This window comes from Foetidibacter luteolus, assembly GCF_009650435.1.
In the GTDB taxonomy this organism is placed as follows: Bacteria; Bacteroidota; Bacteroidia; order Chitinophagales; family Chitinophagaceae; genus Foetidibacter; species Foetidibacter luteolus.
Genome location: NZ_VVIP01000072.1, coordinates 1 through 12,617, shown reverse-complemented (window position 1 = coordinate 12,617; position 12,617 = coordinate 1). Strand labels below are relative to the sequence as shown.

Annotated in this window: 13 protein-coding genes; 12 read left to right on the top strand and 1 reads right to left on the bottom strand. The window is 42.2% G+C overall.

Annotated elements, in window-relative coordinates:
* Positions 1-160: 160 nt before the first annotated feature.
* The 12 genes from atpA to F0364_RS23180 all read left to right on the top strand — a co-directional run bounded on the left by atpA (position 161) and on the right by F0364_RS23180 (position 11,592).
* Positions 161-1,738: a F0F1 ATP synthase subunit alpha gene (gene atpA / locus F0364_RS23235; RefSeq protein ID WP_153800217.1), complete on the top strand. Its 1,578-nt coding sequence runs from the start codon at positions 161-163 to the stop codon at positions 1,736-1,738.
* Between the two features lie 606 nt (positions 1,739-2,344).
* On the top strand, positions 2,345-3,211 hold the full coding sequence (locus tag F0364_RS23230; protein WP_153800216.1) for a hypothetical protein: 867 nt from the start codon (positions 2,345-2,347) through the stop codon (positions 3,209-3,211).
* A gap of 122 nt (positions 3,212-3,333) precedes the next feature.
* Positions 3,334-4,173: a hypothetical protein gene (locus F0364_RS23225; RefSeq protein WP_153800215.1), complete on the top strand. Its 840-nt coding sequence runs from the start codon at positions 3,334-3,336 to the stop codon at positions 4,171-4,173.
* Between the two features lie 135 nt (positions 4,174-4,308).
* The gene (locus tag F0364_RS23220) at positions 4,309-4,806 is read left to right on the top strand and encodes a hypothetical protein (RefSeq protein ID WP_153800214.1); all 498 of its coding nucleotides are present in this window, start codon (positions 4,309-4,311) and stop codon (positions 4,804-4,806) included.
* Positions 4,803-5,201 carry a hypothetical protein gene (locus F0364_RS23215; protein WP_153800213.1) on the top strand — a complete coding sequence of 133 codons (399 nt, stop codon included), beginning with the start codon at positions 4,803-4,805 and terminating at the stop codon, positions 5,199-5,201. The genes F0364_RS23220 and F0364_RS23215 overlap by 4 nt, the downstream gene beginning before the upstream one ends.
* Before the next feature lie 273 nt (positions 5,202-5,474).
* On the top strand, positions 5,475-7,721 hold the full coding sequence (locus tag F0364_RS23210) for a TonB-dependent receptor (protein ID WP_153800212.1): 2,247 nt from the start codon (positions 5,475-5,477) through the stop codon (positions 7,719-7,721).
* 314 nt (positions 7,722-8,035) lie between these two features.
* Complete coding sequence (locus F0364_RS23205; protein WP_153800211.1) at positions 8,036-8,311, top strand: 2TM domain-containing protein; 276 nt, start codon at positions 8,036-8,038, stop codon at positions 8,309-8,311.
* An 11-nt stretch (positions 8,312-8,322) separates the two neighbouring features.
* A complete protein-coding gene (locus F0364_RS23200) occupies positions 8,323-8,949 on the top strand; it encodes a hypothetical protein (protein WP_153800210.1) in 627 nt (208 codons plus the stop codon).
* Between the two features lie 147 nt (positions 8,950-9,096).
* Entirely contained in the window at positions 9,097-9,780 is a 684-nt protein-coding gene (locus F0364_RS23195) for a DUF2306 domain-containing protein (protein ID WP_153800209.1), read from the top strand.
* Positions 9,781-9,962: 182 nt separating this feature from the next.
* Entirely contained in the window at positions 9,963-10,568 is a 606-nt protein-coding gene (locus tag F0364_RS23190) for a hypothetical protein (protein WP_153800208.1), read from the top strand.
* Between the two features lie 45 nt (positions 10,569-10,613).
* A complete protein-coding gene (locus F0364_RS23185) occupies positions 10,614-11,306 on the top strand; it encodes a hypothetical protein (RefSeq protein WP_153800207.1) in 693 nt (230 codons plus the stop codon).
* Positions 11,299-11,592 carry a winged helix-turn-helix domain-containing protein gene (locus tag F0364_RS23180; protein ID WP_153800206.1) on the top strand — a complete coding sequence of 98 codons (294 nt, stop codon included), beginning with the start codon at positions 11,299-11,301 and terminating at the stop codon, positions 11,590-11,592. The genes F0364_RS23185 and F0364_RS23180 overlap by 8 nt, the downstream gene beginning before the upstream one ends.
* A gap of 3 nt (positions 11,593-11,595) precedes the next feature.
* On the opposite strand, the gene F0364_RS23175 is transcribed toward F0364_RS23180, so the two are convergent.
* Positions 11,596-12,384, bottom strand: a complete 789-nt coding sequence (locus F0364_RS23175; RefSeq protein ID WP_153800205.1) for an FkbM family methyltransferase — start codon at positions 12,382-12,384, stop codon at positions 11,596-11,598.
* Positions 12,385-12,617: the final 233 nt, after the last annotated feature.

The following is a 12,617-nucleotide window of genomic DNA, read 5'->3' as shown; positions in this document are numbered from 1 at the left end:
ATAGCGGTAAGTGGTGAATAAAGAACAGGACGTACAAGAGTGCGACGCAACGATGCCTCATTCCTGTTTTAAAGCCTGGCTCAAAAAAATCCGGCAAAAAACACAACCGGTAATAAGTATATATAACCGGAAACTTTAAAAAAAAAGTAAACTAAACAATATGGTTCAAATTAAGCCCGATGAAATTTCAGCGATATTGAGGCAGCAATTGAGCAACTTCAACGCCTCTGCTGATCTGGAAGAAGTGGGTACTGTATTACAGGTGGGCGATGGTATTGCCCGCGTGTATGGCCTTAACAATGTTCGCTCAGGTGAGCTTGTTGAGTTTGAAAACGGTGTAAAAGCCATAGCCTTAAACCTGGAAGAAGATAACGTGGGTGTGGTATTGATGGGTGAGGGCAAAGAAATTAAGGAAGGTAATAAGGTGCGCCGTACCGGCCAGATTGCTTCTATTAAAGTAGGCGAAGGTTTGGTTGGCCGCGTTATTAATACATTGGGCGAGCCTATTGATGGCAAGGGCCCTATTACAGGCGAATTGTATGAAATGCCTTTGGAACGTAAAGCTCCGGGCGTTATTTACCGTGAGCCAGTAAAAGAACCGTTGCAGACAGGTATCAAAGCCATTGACGCAATGATTCCCGTGGGCCGTGGGCAGCGTGAGCTGGTTATCGGTGACCGCCAGACCGGTAAAACCGCTATCTGTATTGATACAATCATTAACCAGAAAGAGTTTTTTGATGCAGGTAAACCTGTTTACTGTATTTATGTAGCCATTGGCCAGAAAGCCTCTACCATAGCCGGTGTGATGAAAACCCTGCAGGATAACGGTGCCATGGCATATACCACCATCGTTGCGGCTTCTGCCAGCGACCCTGCCCCGCAGCAGTTCTATGCTCCATTCGCGGGTGCGGCTATCGGTGAGTTCTTCCGTGATACCGGAAGGCCGGCATTGATTATTTATGATGACCTTTCCAAACAGGCTGTAGCTTACCGTGAGGTATCTCTGCTGTTGAGAAGGCCGCCCGGTCGCGAAGCCTACCCTGGTGACGTATTCTACCTGCACAGCCGTTTGCTGGAGCGTGCCGCAAAAGTAATTGCTAACGATGCGGTGGCTAAAAACATGAATGATTTGCCGGAATCCATCAAGCACCTGGTTAAAGGTGGCGGTAGCTTAACGGCACTGCCCATTATTGAAACACAGGCGGGCGACGTATCTGCATACATTCCAACCAACGTAATCTCTATTACCGACGGTCAGATATTCCTGGAAGGTAACCTGTTTAACGCGGGTATCCGCCCGGCCATCAACGTAGGTATCTCTGTAAGCCGAGTGGGTGGTAACGCTCAGATTAAATCTATGAAAAAAGTAGCGGGTACCTTAAAGCTTGACCAGGCTTTGTACCGCGAAATGGAAGCGTTCTCCAAATTCGGTGGCGACCTTGATGCGGCTACCAAACTGGTAATTGACAAAGGCGCCCGTAACGTAGAAATTCTGAAACAACCTCAATACACACCGTTTGCCGTTGAAAAGCAGGTAGCAATTATTTACCTGGGTACACAAGGTTTGCTGCGTGAGGTTAAGGTTAAGAATGTAAAGGCATTTGAAGAACATTTCTTAACAGAGATGCAAAACAAATACCCTGATATCCTGGCCGACTTTAAAAAAGGCGCTTTACCAGATGACGGCATTGCTAAAATGGTGGAACTGGCCAAAAGCATTATTCCACAGTACAAATAAGTTTAAGCTGATTATTATACAAAGGCTGCCCTACAGGGGTGGCCTTTTTTTGTTTTACCATAAACACTTTACTGCTATTCTGTTACAGTTATTTGTTATTTATCGCAGTTGTTAATTGCAGGTGATGTGGGCAGTAATTTTTTTTGGTGACGAGCTATTGAATAACCATTAAACATCGTTGTGCAATTTGCGTGACGAAGCAGCAAATTGGAACACTTGTACGCCTTGTTCTTTATTGAGCTTTGCAGCCCATAATTTCAAAAAAAGAATAAAATTTTAATGTAACTGATTGATTAATTGTTTTATTTTAACATCAGCAAAAAGCCCCGGAATCTTATATCCCGTCTTATTTGAATTTCCCTTGTTCAGATTTGCATTATTGAAATACCATTTTAAACAACCTGGCTATTACCGTCAAGTAATCTTGTTGTTATAACCCTGTTATCGCATATAATATTCCTCCCCTGTTCGTACAAAGAGTGCAATTCAAGCCAATGGCTTGCCAAACGCTATGCAATACACTTGAAGCGTCAAATGCCTCAGCCATACTATTTAAAATCAAGTATCCTGTCAGGAGCCGTTATTGTTCACCAATAAACACTCAGCATGAAAATCAAAACGTATATCCGCCCTGTAGTAGCAGTATTAATAGCCTTTTCATTGTTCAGTTGCAGGAAAGCATGGGATTACATAGCGCAACATCCGCCGGGGGAATTGAAGATTTGCAACATTCAAAAAATCTCAGACCCCAACAGCGAATGGAAAGAAGCCGTTTTTAGCTACAACCTTCTCGGTAATCCTGTAAAGGTGCTGGTAAAGAACCAGGTTGCATACGACCAGGGTAATCTATTCTTTAAATATGACGCTCAAAACCGGCTTTCTGTATATGCCAGTTGCGAGGAAAATGATATAAAGCCCAATTCATTTTTCAACTTTTATCACAAGTACAGTTACCAGGGCAGGCAAACAATCGTTGATTCTATGTTTGTTTTAAACTTGTTAAACAAAAAAGCCCAACCTCAGTTTACGCCGGGTTCTAATTTGTATGTTTTTACGTACAGTTTAGACAACCGGGAAAGAATCATCAAAATAGATAACAAAGGGTTTTACTACGACGAGGATGCTGGTATCATTCCTGCTCCTGCGTTTCCAATCAATGCCTATAAATACGATGTAAATGGAAACATGGTGGAAAGTGATTCTTACTATTACAATGTTCCGCTTTCTCCTTATCCGTATGATAAAAAAGTAAATATCCGCAGAACCAACAAGATATGGATGTTTATAAACCGTGATTACAGCACTAATAACCCCTTGCCGGCACTAACTTATAATGTTGCCGGGTTGCCGCTGAAAATTAAAAGTACGGCAGCGTTTGACAATGTTTTTTACCCGATTGCACAAAGTATTAACCTTAATTCCCCCACCCTGCACATTGAGTACAGTTGTGATAATAATGGGGGTTTGAAATAGGGCTTTGCCCAATGGTATAGCCGTTAATTATGGTTTGGTAATTGTAAAATGCCGCCTGTGATAATTTTAGCTAATCTGTCCTTCTGTTGAAACAGTTTTCCTTACCAATAAAAACACACATTATGAAAACAAAAACCTACATCCGTGCTGCCATTGCAGCTTTAATGATCTTTTCATTATTTAGTTGCAGAAAAACATGGGACTATATTAAAGACCACCCTAAAACGGAACTGAAGTTTTGTAATATTAAAAAGATTACCAATCCGGACACAGACTGGAAAGAATTGGTTTTTACCTATAACGCAAAAGGAAATCCTGTTAAAATAATTCCTGTAGTACCGTGGACATATACCATACCCATGTATTTTTTCAGGTATGATAAGTTTGACCGGTTAACAGATGTTGCATTTGTTACAGAAAAAGACTTTTCATTTGACTCAAATAAAGTTCAGGGTTTCTGGACTTACCACAAATACACCTATCTTAACAATGGCAATGTTATTGATTCAGCCTTTTTATTTGGTCATTTAGACATTCATGGTAATCCTAAGCCAGAGGTGGAAGAGCCTATCGTAATAACAACTATACAGTTTGATTCACAAAAAAGAATACGCAAAACCAACTCTGTTCGCGTAACGTTTCATCATGATAGCACTTATAGCCCTCCTTCAGCACCCACGGTTGTGGATTATCCGTACAATCAGCAGGGAAATCTAATTCAGTCTGAAGATGGTACTCCAAGAATAGCAAACAACAAGCAAAACATACTGCGTACCAATAACATTTGGATGTTCTTGAACAGGGACTACAGCGTAAACGGCCAATCCACGGATATGAATTTTAATTGTTTTGATTTGCCCGCTAAGAGTAGTATGCGTTTGCCCATTTTAGACCTATATGAAACGGTTTCCGGTGATATAGAATACATGTGCGATTGCAACAATAGCTCTTCTTTAAAATAATTGTCATTCTTAATTTATCCAGCCATTTATCTCTGTACAAATAGCTGGATGTTCACGAAATTCCTGACCGCAATAGCCTACAGTTAATCTGTCATTCTGTTGAAACAATTCTCCTTACCAATAAAAACACACATTATGAAAACAGAAACCTACATCCGTGCTGCCATAGCAGCTTTAATGATCTTTTCATTATTTAGTTGCAGAAAAACATGGGACTATATTAAAGACCATCCTAAAACGGAACTGAAGTTTTGTAATATTAAAAAGATTGCAGACCCCGCCAGTGACTGGAAAGAAATGGTGTTTACCTATAACGCATTGGGAAACCCTATAAGTATCTTGCCCATAGTTGATATAGATTACGGAATACCTGCATATTTTTTTAAGTATGATAAGTATAACCGTTTAATAGCCTTTGCACAGGTGTGGAACAAAGATTTTTCTTTTATGCCAGATCAGGGTGCTTGTGAAAATTTTCACAAGTATGTTTACTTAAGCAATGGAAATGTGATTGATAGTTTTTTCCAATCCGCATGGTTTGGGCCAAATGGAGAAGCTTATAATGGTGGTTACGTTTCACCTATCTCCGAAATTGAATTTGATGCTTTGGGCAGAATAAAAAAAGAACTGTGAAGGATTTCGACTTTGATCCAAGTACCGACGAATATATTCCACCGCCACCTCCAATTCCTCCTGTAACTCATTACACATATAGTTATGATGGTCAGGGTAATTTAACAAGCATTGCGAATGATGTATATGGCGAACAGCTTATTCCGCATCCTTACAACAACAGGGTAAACATTTTGCGAACCAATAAGATTTGGATGTTTATTAATAAAAATTATAGTCAAAATGGAGTAGCCGCTGCTCCTGAATATGATGTGCAAGGAGATAGCAATTTTAATTGTTATGGATTACCCCAAACAATAAGCCCGGTGAATTTTGAGCAATTTATATTCTCTTATGGTTCTGCCACAGGCAGTATTGAATACATGTGTAATTGCAACGATAGCGCTTCAAAGTAAAGCTTGCCAGGTAAATCAACCCGCTACACAATGCTCCATAGCGGACAAAGAGTACAAGTGAGTGACACAACCAAAGCCTCATAGTAGCAATACTGCCCCGGCCCATTACAATCTTTCAAAGCCACCATCAAGGTGGCTTTTTCCATGTTCACCTACTGTAACAGCTTAGCTCACCGCCGCTTTCTGCCGCTCATCAAATTTTAAAAACAAATTTGCTTTATAGTTTGGTTTATAAAATAAACTAAAATAAGTTTGTTCTATCAAACTGATGTTATGAGGTACTTAACTGCTGTAATTTTTTCCCTAATTATACCTACAACAATATTTTCTCAAACCACTATTTCGGGTAAAGTAAAAGACAATAAGGGCAAGCCGCTTGCCGGGGCAAGCATTACCATTAAAGACTCCTACGATGGCGCTTCTGCCGATTCCGCTGGCAATTTTAAGTTTACCAGCAGCGAAACCGGGGAGCATTTACTTACTGTTACTAATATTGGTTACAACAGTTTTGAGCAGAAAATTACACTTAATGGTACCGCCATCGTCATCAATGCCTCATTAAAAGAAAAACTGGACGAACTGAAAGCCGTTACTGTTACCGCTGGGTCTTTCGCCGCAGGTGATAACAAAAGGGCCGCTACCGTATTAACCTCGCTGGATATTGCCACAGTAGGCGGCGGTAACGCAGATATTACTGCAGCCGTTAAAACTTTACCGGGCGCTCAGCAAGTGGGCGACCAGGACGGCTTGTTTGTTCGCGGTGGCGCCGGTTACGAAACCAAACAATATATTGATGGTACCGTAGTTAATAACCCATTTTTTACCAGTATACCAGACATATCTACCCGTGGCCGTTTTTCTCCATTCCTGTTTAAGGGCACGGTATTCAGTACCGGCGGTTATTCGGCTTTATACGGCCAGGCTTTATCTTCCGCATTAATACTGGAATCTATTGACTTGCCAGAGCAATCTGCAGCCAATGCTTCCATTTCTCCCATACTGGTTGGCGCAGGGTTTCAACAGTTGGACAAAAACAAAAAATCTTCCTGGGGTGTAAACTACAGCTATGTAAACCTGGTGGCTTACTTCAATATTGTAAGTCAAACCCCTGATTACTTTAAGATGCCCGAATTTCACAATGGCGATGCCAACTTCCGCATCAAAACAAAAAGCGGTGGTATGATAAAATACTATACCACTTTCAGCAAAAGCAAACTGGGCTTACGCCGGCCTGATATTGACAGCATGGCTATTAAAAATGCTTTTGGCATAGATAACCTTAACTGGTATAACAACCTTAGCTGGCGTGAAAACCTGGGCCGTGGCTGGAAAATGAACCTGGGCCTTAGCTACAGCACCAATAGTGACGACCTTACGCAGGAATTGCAGGACCAAAATAACAATCCTCAAAAATTTCCTGACCAGCCCTGGCTTGCTTACAAAAACTTTGTGATTGATGCCCGGCAGGAATTATCCCAGGTAAAAGCGGTATTTGATAAAAAAATGTTTGGCATCAGCACAGTTCGTTTTGGAGGGGAGTATTGGTACAATGTTGACCGCAGCAAATTCAACGATACCATGCGCAAAATATCAGACAACTACCAGGCGCTGTTTGCTGAAACAGATATTTACCTTACCAACGATCTTGCTGCAAAAATCGGTGGCCGTTTTGAGCGCTCTTCCATTATCAACAAAACCAATATAGCGCCCCGTGTTTCGCTGGCTTATAAGGTTGGCCAGGGTGCGCAGGTATCCGCGGCCTACGGTATGTTTTATCAAAAGCCTGAGAATTCACAATTGTATTATTCCACCAACCTGGGTTATACCAAAGCAACGCACTACATCATCAACTACCAGAAGATGACCAACGACCGCATCTTTCGCATAGAGGCTTACTACAAAAAATATGAAGACCTGATTAAAACCATCCCACGCAATTACTATTATTTTGATTACAACAACAGCGGCAGTGGCCATGCCCAGGGTTTTGAACTGTTTTGGAGAGATAAGAAAAGTATCAAAAACTTTGATTACTGGATTAGTTATTCATACCTGGATACAAAGCGTGATTACCTGAATTTCCCGGGCCAGTTGCAGCCAAATTTTGCGGCCAACCATACAGCATCACTGGTAATGAAACGCTTTATCATGGATATAAAAACAGGTTTCAATTTTACGTATACATACGCAACAGGCCGGCCGTATTATTTCTTCCAGTATAACGGCACAGGCAATAAATACACTATTGGCGACCAGGGTACAACAAAAGATTTTCATAACCTGGGTTTCAGTATGAATTATGTGCCAAGTGTGGGTAAAACCAATGCCAAAACATTCTGGGTGCTGGTAGCCAGCGTAACCAATGTGCTGGGTTATAACCCGGTGTATGGATACAATTATTCTTACAATGGCGCCAACAAGCAGCCCATTGTGCCACCGGCTAAAAGGTTCTTCTTCATCGGGGCCTTCTTTAGCTGGGGGGTAGACAGAACGCAGGATGCGATTAATAATAATCTGTAGTGAGTGGAGTGGTGAGCGGTGAGTGGTGAATAGTGAGTACCACTTGTCTTTGACTCATTGACTTTATGACTTGTCTTTGGCTCATTGACTTTTTTGACTCATTGACTTTATGACTTTTTTATGAGCCCGGCAGCAGGAACTACGATGAGACTTACGTTGCGTCGCACTCTTGTACGTCCGGTTTTTTATGGCATCTTTTCAGACCCGGGTAGAAACAGGTGCGTGAAGACAGACCAGGGCTTACCGGCACCGGGTTAGTAACATTGAACATTAAACTTTTAGAGCATTAAACAATAAACCACAAACTGTAAAATATGAACACAAATCAATCACGGGACGAGCAGCTCTGGCACCTTGCCAGGAAAAGGGCAGACTTTAAAAAGCATGCTGCATCGTACTTTTTTGTAAATAGTTTTCTTGTAGCTATCTGGTTTTTCACCAGCGGTATAGGCTCTTACTTCTGGCCTGTATGGCCAATGCTCGGCTGGGGTTTGGGCCTGGCCATTCAATACTTCGATGCATACAACGGCAACAAGTTATTCACTGCGGAAGAAGAATACCAAAAATTAAAAAATCAGCAAAATCAATAAACAATACTATCATGAAAAAAATCTTAACCGTAATTGCTTTAACAGCGGCTGTAATGGTACATGCGCAGGATGATAAATTTACCGGTGCTATGAAGAAAAACCTGGCCCAGTTTGATTCAGTAAAAACAACGCAGGATTACACCAATCTTGCCAACAATTTTGAAAGGATTGGCGACGCAGAAAAAACACAGTGGCTGCCTTATTATTATGCGGGGCTGGCCCTTACTACGGCCGCATGGTCTGACCAGTCTCTGGATAAGGATAAAAATGCCGAGAAAGTAAAAGCCTTATGCGATAAAGCAGAAGCCATTGAAAAGAATGCCGAAATACTTACCATACGTAATATGGCAGCCACACAACAAATGATGGTGGACCCGCAGAACCGCTGGCAAACTTATGGCATGGAGGCAGGCTCTGCTTTGCAAAAAGGTATGCAGATAGATCCCAACAATCCAAGGTTATATTACCTGCAGGGCATGAGTATTTTTAATACACCTGAGCAATTTGGCGGAGGTAAAGACAAAGCAAAACCCATTTTTGAAAAAGCGGTTGCTCTGTTTAAAGCTGCCCAGCCCAAACCACTATATCCTAACTGGGGCCAGAAACAGGCAGAAGATATGTTGGCTAAGTGCCAGTAGTAAATGGTGAGTGGAGAGTGGTGAGTGGTGAATGGTGAATGGTGAGTGGTGAATAGGGGGAAACCCTCTGCTCACTACTCCTGCTTTCGCTCACAGCTCAAGGCTCACAACTCATAGCTCATCGCTCAAGTCTCACAGCTTCTTCTCATGCATACACTTTATAAAATACTACTTGCGTTACATGTTGCCGGCGGAGCAATCGGACTGGTATGTGGTACTATTGCTACCGCTGTTGTAAAAGGCCGTAAAGCACATTTGCTTAATGGCAAATTGTTTTTCTGGGCCATGCTGCTGGCTTCAATAAGCGCCCTGGTAATAAGCCGCATGCCCGGCCATGAGAACATTTTCCTGTTTGCCATTGGCGGGTTTACCATTTATATGATTGGCACAGGCTACAGAATGGTATTGTTAAAGCGGCACAATATGCACAACCATAATCCTTATACACGGGTGGATTATTCCTTGTTTTTCTTTGGAACCGGCTTTGGGTTATTCCTGTTAGTATTGGCTGCTACAAGGGTTGCCAAGGGTGATATGTTTTCATTAGTACCGGCTGTGTTTGGTTTAATATGCCTTGCTTATGCCCGGGCCGATTATGCCATTATCTCCGGCAAAAAAACAATTAAGCAGTTTTGGCTGTACAATCATATCATCCGCATGATGGGGGCGTTGATAGCCTCTTACACAGCATTCCTGGTAGTGAATATTCAAATACCCATGCAATGGATTTTGTGGCTGCTGCCTACCGTACTGGGCTCGGTATTAATTGCCCGCTTTATACGCAAGTATGCAAGGCCTAAAACGGCCAGCGCTGTGATACGCAAAGAGTAAGGCTCAGGATGATGTAATGTTGCTGAGTAATGATACAGAACGTACAAGAGTGCGACGCAACGGAGGTTCAATGCCTGTACCTCCGCCCGGCCAATAAAATCTGCACTCATTTATCCCCCATCGGGGGATAAAGAGTAAGGAAGAATACTTTAACCAACCAATTTCTACATCAAATTTGCGAGATGGCGGAAGATAATTTAAACCCCAGCGAAAGCCTGCAGTTAATTGAAAGTATGATTAACAGGGCCAAGAACCGTTTTAGCGAAGACGGTCATTTGTATTTATTCTGGGGCTGGATGGTTTTGCTTTGCTGTATTGTTCAGTTTGTGCTCATTCATTTTTTTCAGTACCGCTACTTCTATATTGTGTGGATGTTAACATGGTTTGCCGGTTTTTATTCCGTTTTTTATGCCCGCCGGCAAAAGAAGAAAAGAAAGGTGAAAAATTATGCGGATGAAATTATTAGTTATGTATGGATGGTGTTTTTAGTTATGGCATTGCTGTTAAGTTATGTAATAGGGGCGCTAAGCGGCCCTGGGCCTTACTATACGTACATTCACCCCATAATGCTAACCTTGTATGGTATGCCTGTTTTTTTATCTGGGGTAATACTGCGGTTTAATGCCTTAAAAATTGGCGGCATTGGTTGCTGGGTGTTGGCAGCTATATCGCCGCTGGTAGCTTTTGAATACCAGAGCCTGCTGGCAGCCGCTGCTATGATAATTGCCTGGATAAGGCCGGGCTATTTATTAAGGGAAAAATATAAACTGCAGGAAAGCAGCCAGTAAATAAAAACGCTAAGCGGCGCCGTAACCAACTATAAAGAGAGAAATATGTCTGACGAGAAACAACTTTCCAGCGAGGAAAGCCTGCAGTTAATCACCAGCATGATTAACAAGGCAAAGAACAGCTTTTACGATAGTGGCATCAGCCTGCTGTTATGGGGCAGTGCAGTGTCAATAGCGGCTTTTGTTACCTACCTGCAGGTGCAGTACCAGTTTAGTATTGGGTTTGATATATGGTGGTTGGTATTGGCAGCCATAATACCACAGGTAATCATTTCTGTCCGCGAAGCAAAAATCAGGAAAGTTATTTCTTACGACCATACCGCCATGAACGCTGTGTGGATAACATACGCCATTACCATATTCGGCCTGGTTGCCTATCAGAACATGATACCTTCTGCTACTGACGCTATTCTTAAAAATGAAGGTTGGGTGCTTATAAAACATTATACCAGCGGTACAAAACCTGATGAACAGATACGCCCCTTCACTTTAAGTGTAACGTCTATTTACATTCTTATTTACGCGTTTCCCACTCTTATAACGGGAATTATAAAACGGTTTACGGCTATGATAATCGGGGCGGTAATAGCTTATGGGCTTTTTATCGCATCTTTTTACACTTCCTTTAAATACGATATGGTGCTGGCCGGCATAACAGCATTGGTTTGTTGGTTTATACCGGGCATTATCTTAAGAACAAAGTACCTGAAGCTTAAGCAAAAAGAGCGTAATGTTTAAAGAACTGGATCCCATATTGCATTCTCAGCTAAGGCTGGCCGTAATGAGCCTGCTCATCAGCGTTAAGGAGGCGGAGTTTACTTTTATCAAAGAAAAAACAAACGCCACTGCCGGCAACCTTAGCGTACAGATACAAAAGCTTAAAGAAGCCGGCTATGTAGAAGTGGTTAAAGAGTTTAAAGACAACTACCCCAACACCACCTGTAAAATAACCGAAGTGGGTATTAACGCGTTTGAAGAATATGTAAAAGCATTGCAGCAATACCTTAATGTAAATCACAAATAACTATCAGGCTAAATAGGGCGCTATGCGGTCTTGTTTAGATGGCGGCGCAAATAAAACATCCGAAGTGTTTATTTCATGCAGTTGCAGCTTACTGCAGTTTATTAGTTTGTCTTTCTCAAGGCTGTAAGCCTCAAAGCCTATACTCTTAAAAAAGTTGAGCATTACCGTAAGTTGCTCACCCCATGTTTCCAACTGCACCAGCGGCTCATGCTGTAAAAGCAACTCCCTCATTTCCTGCAATACCACTGTTTCGTAGCCCTCAATATCACATTTTATGTAATCAATTTTTTCAAGGCCGGCAAAAGCTTCGCTTGCCTTTTTCAATGGGCTGCAAAAAGTAATGTTGTGGGCAACGCTTCTTTCGTCTGTTTCAACGGTAACAACGCCATGCTTTAGGTATCCCAGCTTTTCAAAGGCAGAGGGCATGCCCAGCGTAACGCTGTCCCTGTTCTCATTACCCAAGGCAAAAGGCAGTATAGTAACATTGCTGTGGCCTGCCGTTATTTTAGCCAGTTGTTTGCGGTAGGCCTCCACGGGCTCTACACTGTATAGCCTGCCACTGCTGTTAAGGCATTTAATAAAAATAGAAGTAAAATAACCCAGGTTGGCGCCAATATCAATAATGGTGTCGCCGGGCCTTATAAGCCGCAGCACAAAATGGTGCCACGCATAGGTTTTATTATTTTTCAGCAGCCCGCCCTTGTAAGCAGCCAGGTAGCTTTTTTGCATAAGCGCCAGGTAGCCGTTTAAGCCCAACAGGCGAAACAATGTTTGTTTAATAAAGTTTATCATGTACGGCGGCAAAGAAACAAAAATTCAACTATGTAGCAGAAAGTAAAGATTTTATAGGGGGTGTCCCCAAGCTATCGCAAGGGGCCGGGCTTTCCGCTCATACTCCGGCACAAGGCCCTGCTTCGATGGCCTCACCGGGGTATCCGCTTCAATCCCTCACCCGAGAGAAGGTTGCCGGTTACAGGTAGCTGGTTACCGGTCTGTTGAATTTGTAAAAAAGCTGATAATTTGTT